The organism is Haloterrigena sp. H1, assembly GCF_005938085.1.
Taxonomy (GTDB): domain Archaea; phylum Halobacteriota; class Halobacteria; order Halobacteriales; family Natrialbaceae; genus Natrinema.
The window spans coordinates 1,031,705-1,052,435 of record NZ_SMZK01000001.1; the positions used below are offsets into that span (position 1 = coordinate 1,031,705).

General features: G+C 64.2%; 22 protein-coding genes and 2 pseudogenes. 11 read left to right on the forward strand and 13 right to left on the reverse strand.

Annotated elements, in window-relative coordinates; genetic code table 11:
- Nucleotides 1–96 precede the first annotated feature (96 nt).
- Together E2L06_RS05235 and E2L06_RS05240 are read left to right on the forward strand one after the other, a co-directional pair.
- The gene (locus E2L06_RS05235) at nucleotides 97–702 is read left to right on the forward strand and encodes a thioredoxin family protein (protein ID WP_138779264.1); all 606 of its coding nucleotides are present in this window, start codon (nucleotides 97–99) and stop codon (nucleotides 700–702) included.
- 71 nt (nucleotides 703–773) lie between these two features.
- A complete protein-coding gene (locus E2L06_RS05240; RefSeq protein ID WP_138779266.1) occupies nucleotides 774–1,562 on the forward strand; it encodes an HpcH/HpaI aldolase/citrate lyase family protein in 789 nt (262 codons plus the stop codon).
- 38 nt (nucleotides 1,563–1,600) lie between these two features.
- Here E2L06_RS05240 and E2L06_RS05245 read toward each other — a convergent pair whose 3' ends face one another.
- Nucleotides 1,601–2,701, reverse strand: coding sequence for an NADH:flavin oxidoreductase/NADH oxidase (locus E2L06_RS05245; protein WP_138779268.1), 1,101 nt, complete (start codon nucleotides 2,699–2,701; stop codon nucleotides 1,601–1,603).
- 119 nt (nucleotides 2,702–2,820) lie between these two features.
- Here E2L06_RS05245 and E2L06_RS05250 point away from each other — a divergent pair, with 119 nt between their 5' ends.
- Nucleotides 2,821–3,669, forward strand: a complete 849-nt coding sequence (locus E2L06_RS05250) for a BtpA/SgcQ family protein (RefSeq protein WP_138779270.1) — start codon at nucleotides 2,821–2,823, stop codon at nucleotides 3,667–3,669.
- Here the strand turns inward: E2L06_RS05250 and E2L06_RS05255 are convergent.
- The 4 genes and pseudogenes from E2L06_RS05255 to E2L06_RS05270 all read right to left on the reverse strand — a co-directional run bounded on the left by E2L06_RS05255 (nucleotide 3,666) and on the right by E2L06_RS05270 (nucleotide 7,090).
- Nucleotides 3,666–4,896: pseudogene (locus tag E2L06_RS05255) on the reverse strand (tripartite tricarboxylate transporter permease). The gene E2L06_RS05250 and the pseudogene E2L06_RS05255 sit on opposite strands and share 4 nt — an antisense overlap.
- Nucleotides 4,897–5,049: 153 nt before the next feature.
- Nucleotides 5,050–5,394: a 50S ribosomal protein P1 gene (rpl12p, locus tag E2L06_RS05260; protein ID WP_138779273.1), complete on the reverse strand. Its 345-nt coding sequence runs from the start codon at nucleotides 5,392–5,394 to the stop codon at nucleotides 5,050–5,052.
- Between the two features lie 21 nt (nucleotides 5,395–5,415).
- Entirely contained in the window at nucleotides 5,416–6,456 is a 1,041-nt protein-coding gene (locus E2L06_RS05265) for a 50S ribosomal protein L10 (protein ID WP_138779275.1), read from the reverse strand.
- A 1-nt stretch (nucleotide 6,457) separates the two neighbouring features.
- On the reverse strand, nucleotides 6,458–7,090 hold the full coding sequence (locus E2L06_RS05270) for a 50S ribosomal protein L1 (RefSeq protein WP_138779277.1): 633 nt from the start codon (nucleotides 7,088–7,090) through the stop codon (nucleotides 6,458–6,460).
- A gap of 254 nt (nucleotides 7,091–7,344) precedes the next feature.
- On the opposite strand from E2L06_RS05270, the gene E2L06_RS05275 reads away from it, so the two are divergent.
- Complete coding sequence (locus E2L06_RS05275) at nucleotides 7,345–7,953, forward strand: hypothetical protein (protein WP_394348741.1); 609 nt, start codon at nucleotides 7,345–7,347, stop codon at nucleotides 7,951–7,953.
- Nucleotides 7,954–8,177: 224 nt separating this feature from the next.
- Here the strand turns inward: E2L06_RS05275 and E2L06_RS05280 are convergent, their stop codons facing one another.
- From E2L06_RS05280 to E2L06_RS05295, 4 genes are all read right to left on the reverse strand, one after another.
- The gene (locus E2L06_RS05280; protein WP_138779281.1) at nucleotides 8,178–8,660 is read right to left on the reverse strand and encodes a 50S ribosomal protein L11; all 483 of its coding nucleotides are present in this window, start codon (nucleotides 8,658–8,660) and stop codon (nucleotides 8,178–8,180) included.
- A 91-nt stretch (nucleotides 8,661–8,751) separates the two neighbouring features.
- Nucleotides 8,752–9,054 carry a divalent-cation tolerance protein CutA gene (cutA, locus tag E2L06_RS05285; RefSeq protein WP_138779290.1) on the reverse strand — a complete coding sequence of 101 codons (303 nt, stop codon included), beginning with the start codon at nucleotides 9,052–9,054 and terminating at the stop codon, nucleotides 8,752–8,754.
- Between the two features lie 76 nt (nucleotides 9,055–9,130).
- Entirely contained in the window at nucleotides 9,131–9,322 is a 192-nt protein-coding gene (locus tag E2L06_RS05290) for an HEWD family protein (RefSeq protein ID WP_138779292.1), read from the reverse strand.
- A 232-nt stretch (nucleotides 9,323–9,554) separates the two neighbouring features.
- Nucleotides 9,555–11,066, reverse strand: coding sequence for a phosphoenolpyruvate carboxykinase (ATP) (locus tag E2L06_RS05295; RefSeq protein ID WP_138779294.1), 1,512 nt, complete (start codon nucleotides 11,064–11,066; stop codon nucleotides 9,555–9,557).
- Between the two features lie 454 nt (nucleotides 11,067–11,520).
- On the opposite strand from E2L06_RS05295, the gene E2L06_RS05300 reads away from it, so the two are divergent.
- Nucleotides 11,521–14,595, forward strand: coding sequence for a chromosome segregation ATPase (locus E2L06_RS05300; protein ID WP_138779296.1), 3,075 nt, complete (start codon nucleotides 11,521–11,523; stop codon nucleotides 14,593–14,595).
- A gap of 76 nt (nucleotides 14,596–14,671) precedes the next feature.
- On the opposite strand, the gene E2L06_RS05305 is transcribed toward E2L06_RS05300, so the two are convergent.
- Both E2L06_RS05305 and E2L06_RS22950 read right to left on the reverse strand, forming a co-directional pair.
- Nucleotides 14,672–14,803, reverse strand: coding sequence for a rubrerythrin-like domain-containing protein (locus tag E2L06_RS05305; RefSeq protein WP_138779298.1), 132 nt, complete (start codon nucleotides 14,801–14,803; stop codon nucleotides 14,672–14,674).
- Between the two features lie 203 nt (nucleotides 14,804–15,006).
- Nucleotides 15,007–15,289: pseudogene (locus E2L06_RS22950) on the reverse strand (MFS transporter); the annotation flags it as partial.
- Nucleotides 15,290–15,544: 255 nt separating this feature from the next.
- Between E2L06_RS22950 and E2L06_RS05315 the strand changes: the two are divergent.
- Both E2L06_RS05315 and E2L06_RS05320 read left to right on the forward strand, forming a co-directional pair.
- Entirely contained in the window at nucleotides 15,545–15,727 is a 183-nt protein-coding gene (locus E2L06_RS05315; protein ID WP_138779302.1) for a hypothetical protein, read from the forward strand.
- A 335-nt stretch (nucleotides 15,728–16,062) separates the two neighbouring features.
- Nucleotides 16,063–16,203, forward strand: coding sequence for a rubrerythrin-like domain-containing protein (locus tag E2L06_RS05320; protein WP_138779304.1), 141 nt, complete (start codon nucleotides 16,063–16,065; stop codon nucleotides 16,201–16,203).
- 50 nt (nucleotides 16,204–16,253) lie between these two features.
- Here the strand turns inward: E2L06_RS05320 and E2L06_RS05325 are convergent, their stop codons facing one another.
- The gene (locus tag E2L06_RS05325) at nucleotides 16,254–16,721 is read right to left on the reverse strand and encodes a hypothetical protein (RefSeq protein ID WP_138779306.1); all 468 of its coding nucleotides are present in this window, start codon (nucleotides 16,719–16,721) and stop codon (nucleotides 16,254–16,256) included.
- A gap of 142 nt (nucleotides 16,722–16,863) precedes the next feature.
- Between E2L06_RS05325 and E2L06_RS05330 the strand changes: the two genes are divergently transcribed.
- Both E2L06_RS05330 and E2L06_RS05335 read left to right on the forward strand, forming a co-directional pair.
- The gene (locus E2L06_RS05330) at nucleotides 16,864–17,643 is read left to right on the forward strand and encodes an HAD-IIA family hydrolase (protein ID WP_138779308.1); all 780 of its coding nucleotides are present in this window, start codon (nucleotides 16,864–16,866) and stop codon (nucleotides 17,641–17,643) included.
- A gap of 92 nt (nucleotides 17,644–17,735) precedes the next feature.
- Nucleotides 17,736–17,963, forward strand: coding sequence for a glycine zipper 2TM domain-containing protein (locus E2L06_RS05335; protein WP_138779310.1), 228 nt, complete (start codon nucleotides 17,736–17,738; stop codon nucleotides 17,961–17,963).
- A 12-nt stretch (nucleotides 17,964–17,975) separates the two neighbouring features.
- Here the strand turns inward: E2L06_RS05335 and E2L06_RS05340 are convergent, their stop codons facing one another.
- Nucleotides 17,976–18,131 carry a rubrerythrin-like domain-containing protein gene (locus E2L06_RS05340; RefSeq protein WP_138779312.1) on the reverse strand — a complete coding sequence of 52 codons (156 nt, stop codon included), beginning with the start codon at nucleotides 18,129–18,131 and terminating at the stop codon, nucleotides 17,976–17,978.
- Between the two features lie 143 nt (nucleotides 18,132–18,274).
- Here E2L06_RS05340 and E2L06_RS05345 point away from each other — a divergent pair, with 143 nt between their 5' ends.
- Together E2L06_RS05345 and E2L06_RS05350 are read left to right on the forward strand one after the other, a co-directional pair.
- Nucleotides 18,275–20,044 (forward strand): TraB/GumN family protein, encoded by a 1,770-nt coding sequence (locus E2L06_RS05345; RefSeq protein WP_138779314.1) that lies wholly within the window; start codon nucleotides 18,275–18,277, stop codon nucleotides 20,042–20,044.
- Nucleotides 20,044–20,697 (forward strand): metalloprotease, encoded by a 654-nt coding sequence (locus E2L06_RS05350; RefSeq protein WP_138779315.1) that lies wholly within the window; start codon nucleotides 20,044–20,046, stop codon nucleotides 20,695–20,697. The genes E2L06_RS05345 and E2L06_RS05350 overlap by 1 nt, the downstream gene beginning before the upstream one ends.
- The last annotated feature ends 34 nt before the right edge of the window (nucleotides 20,698–20,731 follow it).

Below are 20,731 nucleotides of genomic sequence, written 5' to 3' on the forward strand. Positions count from 1 at the left end.
CACGATGACCCAGACAGTCAACACAGCCGATATGCGAGCCGCAAGCTACACGAAACGAGCGGGACGATTAAGAACAAACGAGCCGAACGATCGGGTATGGTCCTGACGGAATCCGAACCTGAACTCGAGGCCGGCGACGCTGCACCCGACTTCGAACTCGAAGGCGTCGACGGCGAGACGCACACGCTCGAGTCGTTTGCCGACAAGAAGGCACTGTTAGTCGTCTTTACGTGCAACCACTGCCCGTACGCGCAGGCGAAGTTCGACCTGTTGAACGAACTGGCCGACGAGTACGACGACGTCGCGGTCGTCGGAATCAACCCCAACGACGCCGAGGAGTACCCCGACGACTCCATGGAGGCGATGCGCGAACGCGTCGAAGCGGGGACGATCCAGTACGACGCCTACCTCCGTGACGAGAGCCAGGACGTCGCCCGCGCGTACGGTGCGGTCTGTACGCCCGATCCGTTCCTCTTTGCACGCGCGGCGCAACGCGCTGCGGACGATCAAGCGGCGGAACCGCGAGACGATGCCGGCTTCGAACTGGTCTATCACGGCCGCCTCGACGACGCGCTGAACCCTGACGATGAACCGACCCGGTTCCACATCCGCGAGGCGATCGACGCCGTGCTGGCCGACGAGGCGGTCGACCTCGAGTGGCAGCCGTCCCAGGGCTGTTCGATCAAGTGGAAAGACGAGTAGGACGAGCTGACTGTCCCGGCGGGCAACCGGTCGGCAGGTCGATTTTGGTGGTGGCCGTGGGAACCCGAGTCGTGAGCCATCAGCCACGCGAAAACCAACTCCGCGAGACGCTCGAGGGCGGCGACGTCGCGCTCGGCGTCCTCGAGAGCACGTACAGCCCGACGATCGTCGAACTCTACGCAGCACTTGGCGTCGACTTCGTCTGGATCGACCTCGAGCACGGCGGCCCGAGCCCGTGGGACGCCGAACGACTCGAGGGACTGCTCCGGGCCGTCGACGGCACGGAGACGGAACTGCTGGTACGCGTCCCCGACACCGATCCGGCGCTCGTCCGCAAGGCGCTCGACGCCGGCGTTCGGAACGTGTTCCTTCCACGCGTCGGCAGCGCCGCCGAACTCGAGCGGGCGGTCCGTGCGGGTCGGTTCGAGTACGACGGCGATCCCGGCCGGCGCGGGCTCGCGAACCCTCGTGCGAGCCGCTGGGGGCTCGCCGACGACTACGTGACGACCGAAGACGAGTCGGTCGTCGTCGGCGTGACAGTCGAGACTCAATCAGCGCTCGACGACCTCGAGGACATCCTCGAAGTACCGGAACTCGGATTCGTCTTCATCGGGCCGCTCGACCTCTCAGTCTCGCTCGGCCATCCAGGCGAGTTCGACCACCCCGATGTCGAGGACGCAGTCGAGAGGATCCGCACGGCGGCAATCGAGGCGGACGTCCCGGTGGGCGGGCTCGGATTCGGAATGGACGACGTCAACGAGAAAGCACAGCAGGGGTATCAATTGCTGAACATCGGCACGACGACGGGCGCGTTGCAGTCGGCAGTGACGGGGTGGTTAGACGACTACGACGCTGCGTGACCGCTCGAGGAGTCGGTCACGACGCCTGATCGAGCCGACTACCGACGGACGGCCCGCCGATACTGAACCGGCCACTGTTGTGCGACGTCGTCCGGATCGCGCTCGAGGTCCCCAGCAGCACGGAGCCCGAAGTACGGATCGCGCAGGAACTCCCGTCCGACGAGCACGATGTCGGCGCGGCCGTTGCGAACCAGCGCGTCGGCCTGTTGGGGTTCGGTGATGCCGCCGACCGCGCCGACGGCGACGTCGGTCCCCCTGCGGACGCGTTCGGCCAGTGGCACCTGGAAGTTTGGACCGCCAGGAGCCTCCTGTTCAGGGTGGAGTCCGCCCGAGCTAACGTCGATCAGATCGACGCCGAGGCGGGCAAGATCGTCGGCTAGCCGCATGGACTGTTCGATATTCCATGATTCGCGGACCTCGAGCCAGTCGGTGCCGGAAATGCGGACGAAAAGCGGCTTCTCGGCCGGCCAGACATCACGGACTGCGGTGACGACTTCGCGGAGTAGTCGGGTGCGGTTCTCGAAGCTGCCGCCGTAGTTGTCCGTCCGGCGGTTCGTGACCGGCGAGAGGAACTCGTGGAGCAGATAGCCGTGGGCTGCATGAACCTCGGCAATCTCGAATCCAGCCGCAAGCGAGCGTTCGGCCGCGGCGCGGTAGGCGTCGATCACGCCCTGAATGTCGTCCGCGTCGGCCTTGCACAGTGCCGGCCGGTCGCCGTCGAACGGTGGATAGGCAGCCGGCGACGGGGAGAGCACTTCCCACCCCCCTTCGTCGGGCTGTTTCGGCACGTTACCTTCCCACGGCCGCGTCTTGCTCGCCTTGTGACCTGCGTGGGCGAGTTGGATTCCCGGTACGGCACCCTGATCGCGAATGAACGCCGTGATCGGCTCGAGCGCTGCCGCGTGCTCGTCGCTCCAGATCCCGAGGTCGTGGGGAGTGATACGACCGCGTGGTTCAACGGCAGTCGCCTCGGTCATGACGATGCCAGCACCACCGACGGCACGGCTCCCGAGATGAACCTGGTGCCAGTCGGTCGCCAGTCCGTCGGGCTCACAGGAGTACTGGCACATCGGAGAGACGGCGATGCGATTCGGTATCTCCGTTTCGCGCAGCGATAACGTGGAGAGCAAGTCGGCCATCGGAGAGAGATAGCCACGGCGGAGAGAAAACAGCCGTGATGGGGGAGGAGATTGCCGGCTCGAACCTATTCGTTCTCGCTACCACAGCACGTTATCCCGCTCGCGCTCTCAGCACTGGTATGAGCACACGGACAGCACTGCTCGAGCGCTTCGATACCGACCGGCCCGTCGTCGGGATGGTCCACCTCCGGGCACTCCCCGGCGCGCCGGGGTTCGGCGGCGATCGCGACGCCGTCCGTGCTCGCGCACTCGAGGACGCACGCCGACTTGCAGATGGCGGAGTCGACGGAATCATCCTCGAGAACTTCGGCGATGCACCGTTCTATCCGGATGACGTGCCGAAACACGTCGTCGCCGAAATGACGGCACTCGCGACGGACCTGACCGACGCCGTCAATGTCCCCGTCGGCATCAACGTGCTTCGCAACGACGCCGAGGCAGCGCTGTCGATCGCCGCGGCCGTCAACGCCGCGTTCGTCCGCGTCAACGTCCACATCGGGACCGCCGCGACGGATCAGGGTGTCCTCGAGGGCCGCGCCCACGAGACGCTTCGGCTTCGTGATCGGCTCGCAACCGACGTCGCGATCCTCGCGGATGTCCACGTCAAACACGCGACACCGGTCGGCGAGCAGACGATCGACCGAGCGGCACTCGAGACGGTCGAACGCGGTCGGGCGGACGGCGTAATCGTCTCCGGACCGGGAACGAGCGTCGAAACACCGCTCGCGGACGTCGAGTCCGTCGCCGACGCGCTCGCAGCGCACGGCCACGATCGAGTGCCGGTGTTCGTCGGCAGCGGGGTGACGACTGAGACCGTCGACGACTGTCTCGAAGCGGGTGCAAACGGCGTTATCGTCGGCACTGCGCTCAAGGAAGGTGGGGAGACGACCGCACCGGTCGCCAGCGAACGCGTCGCGGACCTCGTGGCGACCGCCCGAGCGGCAGGCTCGGGCTCTCCCCGTGATTAGAGACCCAGCATGAGTGGGCCGATCAAAACGCCCATCAGATGCACGCGCCGTGCTCGCAGCCGAACTGGCACCAGCCCGATCGCGGCCGCAGCGAGGAAGATCGCGATGCCGAGCAGCCCGGTAAACAGAAACGAGAGCACGAGCAACAGCGCGAGCACGACGGTCGACACCTGCCAGTAGGGGAGCCGCCCGGCGACCTCGAGGTAGGCGTCCCCGACGACGAGGACGAGTACGAAGCCAGCGAACCCCGCGAGGACGACGGCGGCAAGCAAGATCGGTATCTCGAGTGGCACGCCAATGCTGTCGACGGCGACTAACACACCGGTTCGAGGCTGGCCGATGGCGACCAGCGCGAAAAGCGCGAAAACCGTGTTGGCCGTGTCGACGCCGCTAGTCGCGACGATGTATCCCCGGTCGCTGGCACCGTCCGGGACGACGACCAGCACCGCGACCGCAGCGATCGCCGCCGTGATACCAGGCAGATAGCCGACTGCAGCACCCGCGAGCGTACCGGCGACCGCCGTCCCTCCGACGAGTCCGCGTGACATCGTGATCTCGGGGCCGTCCTGGGGGGAATCCCACTCCCGCGAATCGCGTCGATCAACATCGGTGCGCCGAAGAGGCCGGCAAACAGCGGTGCGAGGGTGCCGCCGGCCTCGAGCGGCGCTGCCGGCGAGAGATCCAGGGTGAGTGCGCCGAGTCCGGTGGCCAGCCCGAACGAGAGCAGGCCGCCCAGGCGGCTCCGCCAGGTCGGCTCCGAGGCGAGCAACGCGACCACGATCGTTGCGAGGAGCAGCGATAGCCGGGCTCGTAGCGTCGGATAGACGACTGTAACGACGCGAGTCACAGGGACAGCAAGCGGCACCGCGGCGACGACGGCGAGGACGCTGCCGAGCGCGGAGAGCCTGATCGCTTCGGAGCCACGGCCCTCGAGGACGAGTCGGTGGCCCGGCAGTGCGGTGACGGCCATCTCCGCGTCGGGGACGCCGAGTGCCATCGCCGGCACGGCGTTCAGGAAGGTGTGGACGACGCCGGCAGCGAGCATCGCACAGCCGACGAACAGCGGTGGGCCGGGGACCGACGGTGCGCCAGTACGAGTGCGAAGTTGTTGGCGTGCAGTCCCGGGACGAGCCCGCTACAGGCACCACACAGCGAGCCGGCGAGGACCCACACGAGCAACTGGAGCGTCAGTGCGGGCTCGGCGGCGACTTCGACCGGGGCAGCCATCGGCGGCTCTGGCCGCGCCTTCACTTATATGCTCTCGGTTCGCCCGGTAGCGCGCGAGCCGTTGGCGCCGCTTCACTGCAGCGTTGCCACTCCTCGATGAGTCCAATAAAAAATCGGTGTTTGCAACTCGTCGAAACCGGTTCGACGGTGACGTTATCCGAAGAGTTCGCCGAGGCCCTCGCCGCTGGCCTCTTCGTCCTCGTCGTCCTCGTCTTCGTCCGTCGTGTCCGGCACGTCGCTGGCCTCGTCGGCCTCGTCGCCTTCGTCGTCGCCACCTTCCGCAGCTGCGGCGCCGCCTGCGGCGGCTCCGCCAGCGGGGACGGCAGCGGCTTCCTCGACGGCCTCGTCGATGTCGACGTCCTCGAGCGCGGCGACAAGCGCCTTGACACGGGACTCTTCGACGTCGACGCCGGAAGCGTCGAGCACGTCCGTGAGGTTGTCTTCGTTGATCTCTTCGCCCGATTCGTTCAGGATGAGTGCAGCGTATACGTATTCCATTGGTGTATCCTCCGTGAGTCGTTATCCGAACATTTCGCCGAGACCGGCCGCGCCGTCGCCGTCGTCTTCGTCGTCGTCATCGTCGGCGTCGGCCTCGTCGGTCTCAGTCTCGTCTTCGGTCTGGTCGTCTGCCGATTCGTCCTCGTCGTCGGCTGCCGCCGGAGCGGCCGCCTCGACGCCTTGAAGCTCCTCAGGGAGTGCCTCCTCGTCGTCGATCTGGGTCGCGAGCGCACGCAGCTGTGCGTCGGCCTTGCTGACGAGGTCGGGCATGAGGGCTTCGTCCTCGATTGCAGCCTGCAGGCCGAGGCTCTTGGCCTCGCCCGTGGCTTTGGCGATGAGCGTCGGTGCGGTCGCCGCGGTCGGGAAGCTCGCGTTGATCGAGAGGTTCTGGGCGCGAGCGGCGGCCGTCGACACGTCGCTCCGGTAGGCCTCGATGTCGATGTCGAGGTCTGCGGGGTCGAACAGGACGCCGTCAGCGATGACGGCGCGCAGGTCAAGTCCGACTTCCTTGGGCTCGATGCCCAACTCGTTGAGGACGTTCGACAGATCCGCAGAGACTTCCTCGCCGGCCTCTAAGACCGTCGAGTCCTCCATGACCTGGATCGAACCCTCTTCGATGCGTGCGTTCGCACCGATGCTCTGGAGTTCGCCGACGAACGGCCCCGGGTCGACACCGGTGTCCCCTTCGGGGATGACGATGTCGTTCGGAGCGACCTCGCCCTCGTTGATCGGAGCGGGCGTCTTCGACGCCTCGAGCTCCTTGTACAGCGAGAACGGGTTCTCGTTCGTGCCGATGATGCCGACCTGTCCCTCGATGTGCTCGACGAGGTCGCCGAGGTCGGCGTCCTCGAGCGCACGCGTCTGCAGGGTGTTGCGGCTGACGCGCAACTCGGCGGTGCCGTGCAGGTCGCGGCGCATGTCCTGAAGCTGCTTCGAAGGAATGCCGGCGATGCCGACGATGCCGACGCTCTCGTACTCACTGATGATCTCGGCGAGCTCGTCGACTTCCTCTTTCTTCCACTGGGGAAGGTTCTCGGTTTTGCGTTCAGCCTGTGCGCTCATTCTAGGCCACCTCCACGGACGGCCCCATCGTCGTCTTCACGTAGACGGCGTCGATGTTCTGGGGCCCCTTCTCGAGGTCGGCGTGCAGGCGACGCAGGATGACGTCGATGTTGTCGGCGACGTCCTCGGCGTCCATCTCTTCGGAGCCGACGAGCGTGTGGAACGTACGTCGGTCGCCGGAGCGAAGCTGCACGGTGTTTTTGAGCCGGTTGACGGTTTCGACGACGTCGTCGTCGGGTGCGAGCGGGTCCGGCATCTTCCCTCGGGGACCGAGAATGGTACCCAGGTGCCGGGCGATGTCTTGCATCATCGCCTCTTCGGCGATGAAGAAGTCCGTCTCGTCGGCCATGTCTTTGGCCTCGTCGTCGTCCAGATCGGCCACGTCATCGCCCGAGAGGACCTCGTCCGCTGCCTCTTCGGCACGGACTGCGGTTTCTCCCTCGGCGATGACGGCGATACGCGTTTCCTGTCCGGTACCGGACGGGAGGACGATCGACTCGTCAACGCGGTTCGACGGTTCGTTCAGGTCTAAGTCGCGCAGATTAATCGCGAGGTCGACCGTCTCGGTAAAGTTCCGATCGGGCGAATCCTCGAGTGCGCGGGCTACTGCTGTTTCAATATCCGAATCTGCCATCGTTCACCTCCGTAGTACGCAGGAGTGCTCCTACGGGTCAGTGAAACAGGCGATGCCTGTCTCCGTTGAACCAAGTGTCATCGCAGACTTAAACCCGTCGAACTACCCGCGCGCTCAGGCTGTGCCCGTGCGTCTCATCAGCGATTGCACTTCGAGCGCAGGACGGACCGATACGGTCTCCCGTCTCTTCGTCAACTGGTATGTCACCCCGATAATCAAAAGTTCTATTATAAGGTCGCGTGTAATATACATCGATTTGGCCATTAGACTTATATAATAGGGTTGGGCTCCCGGTTCCGAATTCGACCGGCACGCTGCCCGTCGCCGACGGCATGCTCGCGGCGTATCGATCGCTCGAGCCGCTCGTTCGCGTCGGTGTTCAGTTCGCCGTCGCCGTGCTCGTCACGATGAACGTGTTCGGATTGCTCCATTCCTACGCGAGCAACGCGGTGACGAAATCGCGACGCAGTCCGGTGATATCGGTCGGGATCGGGCTTCCAAGCCTGCTCGTCGTCGTTGGCCTTACGGGGACGGGCTATCTCATCGTCGACACCAGTATCGGGGTGTTCTTCGGCATTCCGCTGGTCATTCTCGGAGCAACAGTCATTCCGGTGGTGTTGGCGATCGGGCTCACTGCGATCGGCTGCACGCTCGCCGCGCGGTTCGGGACCGACCGGCTGTGGGTCGGGATCGTCGGCGGCGCACTCGTGAGTGGGCTCGCCGGGCTGGCACTTCCGGCGACCGTCGCCGTTGCCACCCTCGCCGGCGCGCTCGGTCTCGGTGCGGGGATTCGCGTCCTGTTCAGCGGCGTCGGCACAGCGCGACCCGACGAGCGAACCGTCCCGCCCGCGAACAAAATCTGAGTTCCTGCGTTCCGTTCGACGCTCTCGCTAATCGCTCTCCGAACTCGGCACTGACCGTACTGGAACTCGTTTTTCGCTCGCGTTCGCTACTCGACGACCTATCGTACCAACTGAAACGATCGACACACCGATCGCACAGCTCTCGTACGATCAGGTGTGCACTGACTTTCAGTGGTCGTCTCACTGACTGCTGCGAAAACGGAAACGCGCTCGAGATCCGTCGATTATGCGTCGGCCGCAAGCACGTCGTCGTATTCGCCGCTGTCGACGCGCTCTTTGAACTCGCGGGCGTCGTTGCCCTCGATGGTGACGCCCATCGAGGCACAGGTGCCGACGACTTCCTTCGCGGCGTTGATCGTGTCGTACGCGAGCAGGTCGGGGTGTTTCTGCTCGGCGATCGTTTTGACCTGATCGACCGAGAGGTCCGCGACGAAGTCCTCCTGGGGCTCGCCGCTGCCGGTGTCGAAGCCGGCCTCGTCTTTGATCAGTGCCGCCGTCGGTGGGACACCGACGTCGATCTCGAAGGAGCCGTCGTCCTCGTAGTCGACGGTAACGGGGACTTCGGTCCCGTCGAACGCCTCGGTCTGATCGTTGATCTCCTGTACGACAGCCTGCACGTCGACGGGGGTCGGTCCGAGCTCGGGACCGAGCGGTGGGCCAGGGTTGGCCTGGCCACCCGGAACGAGCACTTCGATGGTTCCAGCCATACCCGTCACAACCCGTGCGCGAGTTTTAAGGGTTGCTAATTCAGCCAATCATCGCCTGTGACCGTCTGTCGTACCATCGCGAGTCTCACGACTACTCGACGCTGTCGGCTCGCCACGTCGCGAACGACTCGAGGATGTCTCCCTCGTCGAACCGTTCGATGCAGGGCACGTCGTAGGGATGCATCTCGTGGACGCGTGCAACGAGATCGGCGGCAGCATCGTCAGTCGTCTTCGCCAACAGGATCACTTCGTCGTCGTGATGGACGTCGCCTTCCCAGCGATACGTCGACGTCGTCTCGATCTGATTGACGCAGGCGGCGAGTCGCTCCTCGACGAGCACATCGGCGAGCTCGTCGGCTGCCTCGGGTGGGACCGTGATGTAGACGGTCGGCATAGCAGGGGCTACGCTCGAGTTGGGGAAAAGAGCACTGTCGTCGCGCGGCTATAGCCGTCGTGTGGGTTGTCGGCAGTTAGCTATCGGGATCGTCGACTGGGTTGAACGTGCCATTGATGTCCCACTCGTGGAGACAATGCGGATTGCCAACCTGCTTCTCGCCGTCTTCGCGGGCGAGTTGCCACGCTTCGAGGTCCTCGTCCCATACTTCGCTGCGGCCGCAGATTTCGCAAACTCGTGCGGTCGGTGTTCGTACCTGTGCGCTCATTACCCACCCGTGGGAACTCGACACATATAACAGTATTTGTGTGCGGTAAGCACAGCACTCCCGCTCGAGCGGCGTGCTCGCTGCAGGAAAGCGGCTCGCGCAGATCGGAAAACGGTGTGCGACGCGTCCGTCGGACGAACGAGTGTCCGGCAGCGTCATACTGCCGGACAGATCGACGTGACGCCGGCCGCAAATTCGCGACCGGCGTCGTCTTGACTGCTGTCCAGTAGTATCAGTACACGGCGTCTTTGATCTCGTCGCGCAGCGTCTCGAACTGCTCGAGATACTCCCGCCGTTCGGCGCGGAGGTCCGAAAGCGCCTCGTCGTAGTCCTCGACGTGGTCCGGTACGTAGAACTCCTCGATGTCGATGCCCGGAACGGTTTCGGGGATCGTCAGCCCCATCTCCTCGTCGTCGGTCCACTCGATGGTGCCGCGAGCGGCCTCGGTGAGGATCGTCACGGACTCGGTGACGCCGATGTCCTGGGACTTCTGGCCGAGATAGCCCGTGTTGATTACGTAACAGTCGACGTCGAGGATGTCGATCAGTTCGTGGAAGATGTTGCCTTCCTCGCCCTCCGGGCCGATGATGAAGGGGTTGGTCCCGACGACGCGGATCGACTCGCCGGCGCGCGATGGGTCGCCAGCACTGGTCTCGATCGACTCACCGAGCATGAAGGCGACGGCGGCCTGCTCCTCGTTGAGCTTGGCGACTGGCGGCATCAGGGGGTTGCGCGTAATGAAGAAAACCTGATCCATGCTGCCGAGGTCGATCTCTTCGTCGGCGCTCTCGAGTTCGTCACGCTGGATGATCGCCCGGGAGTTCGCGGTATAGCGGTCCTCGTCGAAGTGGACGGTCCCGTCGTCATCGACAGCGACGTTCTCCAGAATGGCCGACTCGTCGGTCGCAGCCTCGTAGAGTTCGGGCTGTTCGTCCTCGCCGAGGCCGATCGTCTTGATGAACAGGCCCTGGCCCTCGCTGCCGGCGACGGAGCCGTCCGAGAGCAGGCCACAGACGTCGTCCTGCAGCATGGACGCGTCTTCGGGGTCCTCGAGCCAGCAGCCGTGGGAGGTCAGCGTGGACTTGCCGGTCGCGGACAGACCCATGAACACCTGACCGACGGTCTGGAGGTCGTCGTTTTCGTTGCGGACGCGGACGCGCTTGCTGCCCGCGTGGAGGCCGAGGCCGCCCTGCTGTTTGATCCGGTACATGAACAGCCGCAGGAACGACTTCTTGGCCTCACCGGTGTAGTCGCTGCCCAGCACGGCGGTAAAGCCGGTGTCGGGCAGGACGCGAATCGCAGTCTCGTCGTAGTCGGGCAGCTGGACGGTGTAGAGGTCGGGGTCCTCGCCGTCAGCGGGCTCGAAGAGGTTCGCCCACGCGTAGGCGATCCGTGCGTGCTCGACGGGAACGAACAGCCGACAGCAGAACGAGGCGTCCGGATGGCGGCCCATCAGCCGGTCGACACAGACCAGTTCGACGTCGGAAGCCAGATCGACGGCGTCGTCGATCAGTTCCTGATCGTGGTCGGTGAACTCGTGGTCGATGGCGTTTTTCGTCCGATCGGAACTCCGTGATCGAAACTCGCTGACGTACGACGGCGACCCGAACTCAGTCGTCGTCTCGTCTGGTGTGGCAAGTTCGCGCAGCTCCTCGAGCGACGGGTTGTACCGGACGTTCGACGCTGCCGCTGGATCGGGAAGCTGCCGGACCAGCGGACGAGACTCCGTCCCGGTTTCAGACATACACATAAACCACCACCAGCCTGATAGATAAACGTGAGGATTTCTCTCTTTGTGTGGCATGGCGTACCCAGTGACGAGATGACGTACGGTGCGTAGACCCTGAGTAGCCGGCAATACTCTGATTGGCACGCCACTGTAAGACAGCCTCCGTGACACCCCGCCACAAGTATTCAGATACGAGATAATTCTGGTCAATATAGCGTCGGATTTCTGAGTAGAGTGCTGTTCGATAGCTGTCCATGACCGCCCACTCAACGGGCTGCTGTCACTGTGTACCGGTCCAACCGCGACCGGTGTGCGGTCCCACCGGCACTGACTGACAGCAGCCCGTCTCACGCCTCGAGCTCTCTCGCCGTCAGCGATCGTGCTTCGCGGCTCCTCCGTGCTATCCGGCAGTATCACATCTGGTAGTCCAGGGAAAAATCACAAGAGGGTGGTTTGAGTTGCCGAGGGCATGTACGGTCTCGATATCGGGCCAGCAGCGATTCGCGCCGCCACCGACGACGGTGACGGCCCGACGATCGACTCGGTCTCGCCGGTCGTGATGCCGGTCGACGACGATACGCTTACCAGGGCAGGTCTCTCGAGGGAGAGCGACACCGTCCAGGTCGACGGAACGACGTATGCGGTCGGTACGGCAGCCCGGAACGCCGCAGCGACGGCTGAAGAAGAACCCCAGCCACTGTTTGTAAACGGTCTCCTCACGGAAGATAGCCCTGCGGACGCAACGGTCGTGCTGGACGCGCTCATCGATGACGCCATCGGGGACGTGGCCGACGGCCGACTCTGTTATACGACAGCGGGAACGCCAGTCGATTCGGCAGCGCCGACCGACACCCACCACGAAGCCGTAACGACAGCACTGACCGATCGTGGCGTCGATCCAACGCCGATCAGCAAGGGGTTCGCCGTCGTCTACGATCAGTTTGCGGCCGACAACTACACCGGACTCGGCGTCTGTCTCGAGACCCAGACGACCAGTGCGACGGTGGCGTACTACGGCGTGCCAGCAGTCACCGTTTCGATCGCGAAGGGACGTGAGTGGGTCGTCGACCGCGCGGCCGCTGATACCGGTCACGCGCCGTCGCAGGTCGCTCGCACACTCGAGAACCTGACGCTCGACCCCGACGTGGAAGCAGGCGGACTCGAGAGTGCCCTTGCCGAGGCCTACGACGAGCTCGTGGCCGAGTTGATCGACGCGATCCGGGACGAAGCCGACGAGAACGACGTCCAGCGGGGGCTGTCTATCCCGGTCGCGATCGCAGGCGAGGGGGCGATCGAGGGCCTCGAGTTCCTCGTCGGTGGCCGCTTCGATGCGGCGACGGTCCCGTTTTCGATCCGAGACGTTCGACTCGCGGATGTCCCCGTCGAGAGCGCCGCTCGAGGCGCGCTCGCGGCCGCTCGAGACGACGTCGAAGCCGACGAAGCGATGACCCGGTCCGAATCCGCTGGGGGCGACACCGAATCGGCCGCCGCTGAGTCGGCTGTCGAGGGCGCGTCACCCACGACCACGGAACTCGCGTTCGACGAGTTCGACGCTGCCGAGACGACGCCCGATCCGACGGACGACGCTATCGAGAAGCTGTTCGATCGGCTCGCGAATCGCGACGACGAGATCCAGTCCGTTCGCGAGGATCTCGATGCCCTGTTCGAGGACCTCGAGTACATCGAGGCACGGACGGCTGCCGCCGAAGACGTCGCCGCACTCGATGACCGACTCGAGTCGTTCGCCGCCGACCTGTCCGATCTCGAGACCAAAAGCGAGACCCACGCCACCGAAACTGACGTTGCGAGTCTCGACGCCGATCTCGAGGCCCTGTCGGACGCGTTCGACGCACTCGAGGCCGATGTCGACGAAGTCGGCGAGACGCTCACGGAGATCGAGGCGACCGCAGCCGACGAGCGATCCACGCTCGACGACCGACTCGCCGAGCTGGCCGGCGACCTCGAGACCGTCACCGATCGGACGGCGACGATCGACGAGGCACTCAACGAAGTTCGGACGGACCTCGACGACCTCGCCGTGACCGCCGCGACCGAAGCGTCACTCGAGACGCTCGAGGGAACCGTCTCGGAACTCACGGGCGACATCGCGAATCTCGAACGAGACATCGAGCAACGCGACGCGCGACTCGATGGCGTCGCTGGCCGACTCGAAGAACTCCGGACGCGCCTCGACGGTGTTGCTGGCCGCCTCGAGGAACACGTCGAGCGGACCGACGCACGGATCGAGACGGTCGAGACGACCCTCGACGAGGAGCTCGACGCCGTCGACGATGAACTGGACACGATCCGCGAGACGGTCGACACCCGTATCGAGCGCGTTCGCGATGCGATCGCCGACATCGAATCGACGACAGCGACGGACGAGCGGGTCGACGATATCGCGGACGAACTGGCACATCTCGAGACGGCAGTCGACGACGCCGGCGAGACGATTTCGGCGGTCGAAACGCAACTGGCCGACCTCGAAACGCGTACAGCCAGCACGGAGACGGTCGATACCCTCACGACGGATCTCGAGACGGTCGAAGAGGCTGTCCGTGGCCTCGAGTCCTCGCTTGACTCGCTCGAAGACGAACTCGAGGGTCAGATCGATGCCGCCGTCGCCGACATCGATGCCCGTATCGAGTCGGCGACAAACGCGCTCGACAACGATCTCGCGGCGCTCGAGTCGACAGTCGAGCGGATCGATGCCGAATCGGTCACGGACGACGAGTTGGACGCCCTGCGTGACGCGCTCGCCGACACCGACGACGAACTCGACGCGGTCGCGACGGACCTCGCCGATCTCACAACGACACTCGAGACGGTCGACGACCGAATCGACGACGTGGAAGCGACGTTCACGGCGGACCTCTCCGCGCTCGAGGCCGACCTCGAGCGCGAAACGGATGCACTCGCTGAGACGATTGCGACGATCGACGAGCGCGTCGAGGAGACCGAGCGTCGACTTGACGATCACGACGAGCGCATCGATGAAACCGAGTCCCAGCTGGACGACCAGAGCGACCGTCTCGACGACTTCACATCGTCGCTCGAGACGGTCGAGGCTGCGGCCAGCGAGATACCAGCGGTCGAAACCGACCTCGAGACCGTCATTGATCGTCTCGAGTCACTCCGGGCGGACCACGACGACCTTGCCCAAGCCGTCGAGACGCATCCCGACGAATCGGCACTCGAGGCGCTCGAATCCGATCTCGACGCGCTGGATGGGCGACTGACCACGGTCGTCGATCAGCACTCGGCGCTCGAGGACCGCCTCGACGCAACCGACGGCCGGATCGACGACGTCGAGACGCAGGCCACCCGGGAGGAAGAACTCGAGGCACTTCGGAGCGAGCTCGAAGCCGTCCGGGCCGACGCGGCTGCGACGCCGGCGCTTCCGCCATCGATCGTCGCCGGCGGTGGCGGAGCGGGCGTCGTCGCTGGCGCTATCGCTGCACTCTCTGGCGATGCCACAGTCGGAGCCGGTGCAGCCGTCGTCGGACTCGTTTTGATCGCCGTTGCGGCCAGCCTCGCTCGGTGAGGCGTTACGCGTCAAAGGTTGCGTCACAGCCTGACGGGATGTCTCGCTCGAGTGGACAGACGGAAGTCGAGGACGACTACCCGCGAATCAGGTCGACGTTTCGCATCTCGCCCCCGCACTGTTGGCAAGTGCTGAGGAGTGCGTCACCGACCGTCTCTTGTCGACCACACTGGACGCAGACGTACTCGCGTTCCCCTTTTCGAGTCATATGGTAGCATACACCGAGATGTGTGTTAACTCTTACTGTGGTAAATCCCCCTTTCAGACGGCGATCGAGACACCGAGTGCGAGCTATTGCAATGGCCGTCAGTGGCCACGATCGGAGTTCCGGTTGAAGAGCCAGAGCAGACAGCCCAGTACCGTGGTACCGATGATCGCCATCGCGAGCAGCCAGAACGCGGTCCTGAAACCGGCGGTCTCAGAAAGGGTACCGACGAGCACCCCGGCCGTGATGACGACGAACGAGCCGAACCGATCTGCGAACACGCCCGACGGAAACTACATGATCGCGTAGACGTGCATGAGTCCCGAAAAGGCGGTCCGAGGACGGGACCGAGACCCCGTAGCTCGTCCCAAACGCGTCGAACAGCGGCGGGAAGGCATACCGCAGGAACTTCGCGAGAAACCAGATCGCCGCTGTCAACACGAGCGCGTCGTAGCCCACGACCCGTCCGGCGATGTGTCGAACCGACATCCGTTCTCGCCGAGACTCGCAACCGGACGACCGAGTATTCTCCGATCGCACCCTCGAGTCGCACGCTGCGACGGCTCACGGCCCGCTTCGATGATTCGAAACCGATACTCGAGTCGCAACTGTCGCCAGCGTCGTGTCTCGAACAGTGTGATAACGTCCTGCGACCCATGTAATGTTGGCATTAAATAACATAATATTGTAATAGATATTACCAGGCAGAGTTTATATGAGAGTTCATGATAGACTGAGGTACGAATGGCTACCAACACGACGACAAACTGGAATGACCCGGTCACCTGTCCGTTCTGCGGAGACGAGCTCGCGTCGCCCGGTGCTGGGTTCGTTGATCATATCGACGACAGCGCCGACTGCGAGGTGGGATTCGAACACTGGCGAGCGAACATCGCCGGCGACCTCGCGGGCGAGTGGACGGGGTAGTCCACGGACACCTGTCCACGAGCCCGATCGTGGCTCGTGTAGTCGGTGTGTGAACCGCCAGTTCCATCGTCTTCGACCACTCACCACAGCCATCTGGGGATCAGTTTTTGCCGACAGAGCCGGTCATGACGCCAACTGTATCAACAGACGCGTCAGTCCCGCGGGCTCGATATCGAGGGTTGAGTACTGCGAACTGACGCGGCTGTGCTCACTGCTGTTGTTCCTGATGGTCATTCGTCCAGTAATTAATGAGATCTAGCGTACTATCGTGCCTTGTATCCGGCTAGAACACTATTAGAGAAACACTTTTGCGCTATAGAATCCCATGAGTGGCCATGGCATACACTGATCCGTATACGCCAGCTCGATCGTACTATGAGTGTCTGAACTGCACCTACCGGGAGACTACCGAGTCGCTCGGGCACTGTCCGGAGTGTGGCAGTCACGTTCGCAATATCGCCGTTGCTCGGGAGTAGTGCCGGCCGATGTAGGGATGATCGACTTCACGTAGTTCTGTCCGGCAGTATCAGTCGAAATCGGGCAGGTCCTCCGGCGGTTCGTACTCGGCTTCCCAGTCGACGTACTCCTCTTTGAGCGTGACCGAGACGATCTGGCCGAACTCCGTGAGCTCGGCGTTGATCGAAGAAACCGTTCCCCACGTGTCGAGGTCCGGGTGGTACTTCCGTGCCTGCCAGTCCTCCGGAATTCCCGGCGCGTGATAGCCGACGCGGTCGGCGAAGTCGTCCCAGAAGAAGTCAAAGCCCGCAAAGAGCTCGAGGTCGCGAGCGATCCCGTACTCGCGCTCGTCGAGGTCCGTGTCCGCGCGCCACTCGTCGAACGCTTCCTCCCAGGCCCCGTCCTTGAGGAACGCCTGCAGCTCCTCGCGACGGTAGTCGATCTCCTCGCCGTCGGCGCTGATGGTCGCGTCCTCGTACTCGTTCGGATCGACGAACTCCAGTTCCGGCGGCTCGGGGGGTTCGACCTCGAGTGTCATACGCGGTCGTAGGTCGGGTCATCGGATAAGAATTCCCACCGGTCGTGCTGGTGGATCGAGCCGTGGGCACCGCCCGCCACGTGCCGTCGGAGTCGTCTCGCCATCCAAACACTCAATCGCCTGCCAGCCTTAGCGGGAGGCGATGACAGCGTACGAGGCGGCGATCCTCGACGTCGACGGGACGATCGTCCGGGGCGAGGAGTTACTCCCCGGTGCGATCGACGGCCTGCGAGCGCTCGAGGCGGTGGGCTGTTCGCGGCTGCTCTTCTCGAACAACCCGACGCGCGGGGCCGATCACTACCGGGAGAAACTCACACCCCACGGGATCGATGTCGATCCGGCGACCGTTCTCACCTCCGCGACCGTCTCGGCGGCGTATCTCGCGGCGACTCATCCAGACGAGCGGGTCTTCCTCGTCGGCGACGGGCGACTTGAGGCGATTCTCGAGGACGCAGCTGTCGAACTGACGAGCGATCCCGATGCGGCGGAAGTCGTGCTTGGATCGTTCGACAGGGGATTCTCGTTCGAAACGCTCTGGGACTCCCTGCGAGCGCTCGAGGGTGGCGTTCCCTTCTACGGCACCGATCCAGATGCGACGATTCCGATCGACGAGGGAGAGATTCCGGGCACGGGAGCGATCCTCGCCGCGATGGAGACCGTCGCCGGTCGTGAACCGGATGCGATTCTGGGCAAACCGTCGTCGGTCGCGGCCACGGCGGCGATGGATCGGTTGGACGCCGCTCCGTCGAACACGCTCGTCGTCGGCGACCGGCTCAACACCGATATCGCACTCGGGAACCGCGCCGGTATGGAGACGGCCCTGGTACTCACCGGTGTCACCGACCGGGCGGCCCTCGCCGAGTCGTCGATCGAACCCGACCACGTCCTCGAGTCGCTTGCTGGAGTCGAGACGCTCCTGTAGGTACGTCTCCAGACGCCGCTTTTCCACCCCGTCTCCCTCGTCACGCGCGCTCGAGAGATATATTTATCACTCACAGTCACAACGTACGACACATGAGAGAACGTCTCAGCGAAGTGTTGCTGCGTGCACGATACGCAGCCATCGGCGCAGCGATCGGTGCAGCAATCGGCAGCGTCTTCAGTCGCAACGCCGCGAGTACTGGCGGTGCGATCGGCGGCCTCATCGGCGCGACCGCCGCCGACACTCGTGGAACCATCGAGGACCTACTCGAGACCGTCGAAGAGTACGACCCGCGGTCCGGTTCGACTGACGCGGAGTAGTCGATCGGCCTATTATTCGAGCGATTTTGCCCGATTGTGGAACTCGCCGCCACACTCGCATTTCCCCGGATTAGTCGTCGCTTTGACGACGTTTCCACACTGCAGGCATTCGTACGTCGACGCAGAGTCCGGATCGTTCGCACCTTCGACGTCCTGATCGTGAGGCATACCAGTGACTTGTACATCCACTTTCATAAGTATAGCCCCGGCCTACGGGGGAGTCGAGGACGGTCCACGTCACGATTGCGATCGGTGACAGGTTCGACCCGGTGTCCGATACTGGTAAAAGTCGCCGCCGATTTGAGCCTGTAATGAGCGATGCAGGCGAGGCCGACGTGCCGGAGCCGCCAGCACCACCCGATGGCAACGGCGGCTCCGTCGAAGTCCTCGGGACAGCACACGTCTCGCAAGCGAGCGTCGACGAAGTGCGCGAAACGATCGACCAGGAGGACCCCGACATCGTCGCCGTCGAACTCGACGAGGGGCGCTACCGTCAGATGCAGGGTGGGACACCCGACGACATCGAAGCGGAGGATCTCCTGTCTGGCAACACCGTCTTCCAGTTTCTGGCCTACTGGATGCTGTCGTACGTCCAGTCGCGGCTGGGCGACCAGTTCGACATCGAGCCCGGTGCTGACATGCGAGCCGCCATCGAGGCCGCCGAGGCAAACGGCAGCGGCGTCGCGCTGGTCGACCGCGACATTCAGGTGACGATCCAGCGATTCTGGAGCCGGCTTTCCGGGGTCGAGAAGCTGAAGATGGTCGGTGGGCTCGCACTCGGGATCACCGAGCCACGAACCCTCGGACTCACGTTCGGTGTCGTCAGTGGTGCGCTCGCCGGGCTCGTTATCGGCGCGTTTCTCGCTCCGCTGCTCGGCGTCGGTGAGCTGTTGTTGGTCGGGCTGTCCGACCCCACGCTGCTGCAGTATGCCGGCGGCAGCGCGATCGGCGCGCTCGTCGGTGCGTTCGTCGGCCTCGCGGCGCTTCCCTCTCTCGAGTCTGCAGGCCGGTACACCGGTGGCTATCTCTCGGGATTCTCGATACGAATCCTTGCCGGGGTCGTCCTCGGCCTCGGCGGCGGGCTCGCCATGGTCGCGACCGACACGTTCGCCGGGCCGTTCTCGGCTGCGGCTGTCGAGAACGTCGGTGTCTACGCGGTCCGCGGCGCGGCCGGTACCCTCGCTGGACTCGGCGTCGGCGTGACGGTCGGTGCCGCCCTCGGATTCGTCCTCGACGCGTTCGGCGCTGACGTCGAGGATGTCGACGAGATCGCCATCGAGGAGATGACCGACGGCGACGTCGTCGACGCGATGATGGAGGAGTTTCGCCAGTTCAGTCCGGGCGGCGCAAACGCCCTGATCGACGAACGTGACGCCTACATCGCACACAACCTCCACGATCTGCGCGAGCAGGGGTACGACGTCCTCGCCGTCGTCGGTGCCGGCCACAAAGCCGGCATCGAACACCACCTGCGAAACCCAGGGGGGCTCCCGTCGCTCGAGTCGATCTCGGGCACCGCCTCGAGCCGCCGGTTTTCGCCGCTGAAGATAGGTGGCTACCTGATCATGGTGGGCTTTCTGGCCTTCTTCTTCCTGCTGATCATGGCGGGTGTCAGAAACATGTTCTTGCTGAAGCTGTTCGTCGCCTGGTTCCTGTTCAACGGGGTCTTCGCCTTTGGGCTGGCGCGACTGGCCGGCGCGCGCTGGACCAGCGCGGGCGTCGGCGGTGCGATCGCCTGGCTGACGAGTATCAATCCGCTGCTCGCGCCGGGCTGGTTCGCCGGCTACGTCGAACTCAGGCACCGACCGGTCAACGTCCGGGACATCCAGACGCTAAACGAGATCGTCGACGACACTGACCGTCCGGTCGACGAGGCCCTTTCAGCGATGTTCGACGTCCCACTGTTTCGGCTGATCATGATCGTCGCGCTGACGAACGTCGGGAGCATGATCGCGACGTTCCTGTTCCCGTTCGTGGTGTTGCCGTGGCTGGCACCCGAGATCGGCGGCGTCGACGCCCTGATGGGACAGCTCCTGCAAGGAGCGAGAAACAGTCTCGAGTTACTGCGAGGATTCCTCTAATGAGCCACCGGACGACTCACGCCCAAGAGCAAGACCTGACGTTCAGCGACAGGGAGCTACGGGATCTCGCCGTGGCCTGGATCGCGCTCAGCGTGGCGTTCGCGCTGATCCGCGCGCCGTTTCACCGCGGGCTCGCCAGTCTCGAGGAGTTCACCATCTCGGTCGGCATCAGCTTCGTGACCGTCGGCGTCGGCTTCCTGCTGCACGAACTCGCACACAAGGTCGTCGCGATCGAACACGGCCAGATAGCAGAGTTCCGCGCGGACTACCAGATGCTCTTTCTGGCGCTCGTCGGTGCCGTCGTCGGCTTCCTCTTTGCCGCACCCGGGGCCGTCTACCACCGGGGCCAGATCACGACGCGGGAGAACGGGCTGATCGCGGTCGCCGGCCCAGTGACGAATCTCCTGCTCGCCGCTCTCTTCGTCCCGTTGCTGATGTTCGCTGCGACGCCCGGCTTCCTGCCGGCCCTGCTTACGGCGATCGGGCAGATGGGGGTCGGGATCAACCTCTTTCTGGCCGCGTTCAACATGATCCCCTTCGGCCCGCTGGACGGGAAATCCGTCCTCAAGTGGCACAAGGGCGTCTTCGTGCTGGTGTTCGTCCCGAGCGTCCTGCTTGCGGGCTACGTTCTCTTCTTCGTCGGGCTCTTCTGAGCCCCACAAGCGGTCGTCGCCAACCGCGGTGGCT

What these genes read in the sequence shown, in the direction of transcription:
- E2L06_RS05235 (WP_138779264.1), top strand. Translation starts at nt 97, where the DNA reads ATGGTCCTGACGGAATCCGAACCTGAACTCGAGGCCGGCGACGCTGCA.
- E2L06_RS05245 (WP_138779268.1), bottom strand. Translation starts at nt 2,701, where the DNA reads ATGGCCGACTTGCTCTCCACGTTATCGCTGCGCGAAACGGAGATACCG.
- E2L06_RS05250 (WP_138779270.1), top strand. Translation starts at nt 2,821, where the DNA reads ATGAGCACACGGACAGCACTGCTCGAGCGCTTCGATACCGACCGGCCC.
- rpl12p (WP_138779273.1), bottom strand. Translation starts at nt 5,394, where the DNA reads ATGGAATACGTATACGCTGCACTCATCCTGAACGAATCGGGCGAAGAG.
- E2L06_RS05265 (WP_138779275.1), bottom strand. Translation starts at nt 6,456, where the DNA reads ATGAGCGCACAGGCTGAACGCAAAACCGAGAACCTTCCCCAGTGGAAG.
- E2L06_RS05270 (WP_138779277.1), bottom strand. Translation starts at nt 7,090, where the DNA reads ATGGCAGATTCGGATATTGAAACAGCAGTAGCCCGCGCACTCGAGGAT.
- E2L06_RS05280 (WP_138779281.1), bottom strand. Translation starts at nt 8,660, where the DNA reads ATGGCTGGAACCATCGAAGTGCTCGTTCCGGGTGGCCAGGCCAACCCT.
- cutA (WP_138779290.1), bottom strand. Translation starts at nt 9,054, where the DNA reads ATGCCGACCGTCTACATCACGGTCCCACCCGAGGCAGCCGACGAGCTC.
- E2L06_RS05290 (WP_138779292.1), bottom strand. Translation starts at nt 9,322, where the DNA reads ATGAGCGCACAGGTACGAACACCGACCGCACGAGTTTGCGAAATCTGC.
- E2L06_RS05295 (WP_138779294.1), bottom strand. Translation starts at nt 11,066, where the DNA reads ATGTCTGAAACCGGGACGGAGTCTCGTCCGCTGGTCCGGCAGCTTCCC.
- E2L06_RS05300 (WP_138779296.1), top strand. Translation starts at nt 11,521, where the DNA reads ATGTACGGTCTCGATATCGGGCCAGCAGCGATTCGCGCCGCCACCGAC.
- E2L06_RS05305 (WP_138779298.1), bottom strand. Translation starts at nt 14,803, where the DNA reads ATGACTCGAAAAGGGGAACGCGAGTACGTCTGCGTCCAGTGTGGTCGA.
- E2L06_RS05315 (WP_138779302.1), top strand. Translation starts at nt 15,545, where the DNA reads ATGGCTACCAACACGACGACAAACTGGAATGACCCGGTCACCTGTCCG.
- E2L06_RS05320 (WP_138779304.1), top strand. Translation starts at nt 16,063, where the DNA reads ATGGCATACACTGATCCGTATACGCCAGCTCGATCGTACTATGAGTGT.
- E2L06_RS05325 (WP_138779306.1), bottom strand. Translation starts at nt 16,721, where the DNA reads ATGACACTCGAGGTCGAACCCCCCGAGCCGCCGGAACTGGAGTTCGTC.
- E2L06_RS05330 (WP_138779308.1), top strand. Translation starts at nt 16,864, where the DNA reads ATGACAGCGTACGAGGCGGCGATCCTCGACGTCGACGGGACGATCGTC.
- E2L06_RS05335 (WP_138779310.1), top strand. Translation starts at nt 17,736, where the DNA reads ATGAGAGAACGTCTCAGCGAAGTGTTGCTGCGTGCACGATACGCAGCC.
- E2L06_RS05340 (WP_138779312.1), bottom strand. Translation starts at nt 18,131, where the DNA reads ATGCCTCACGATCAGGACGTCGAAGGTGCGAACGATCCGGACTCTGCG.
- E2L06_RS05345 (WP_138779314.1), top strand. Translation starts at nt 18,275, where the DNA reads ATGAGCGATGCAGGCGAGGCCGACGTGCCGGAGCCGCCAGCACCACCC.
- E2L06_RS05350 (WP_138779315.1), top strand. Translation starts at nt 20,044, where the DNA reads ATGAGCCACCGGACGACTCACGCCCAAGAGCAAGACCTGACGTTCAGC.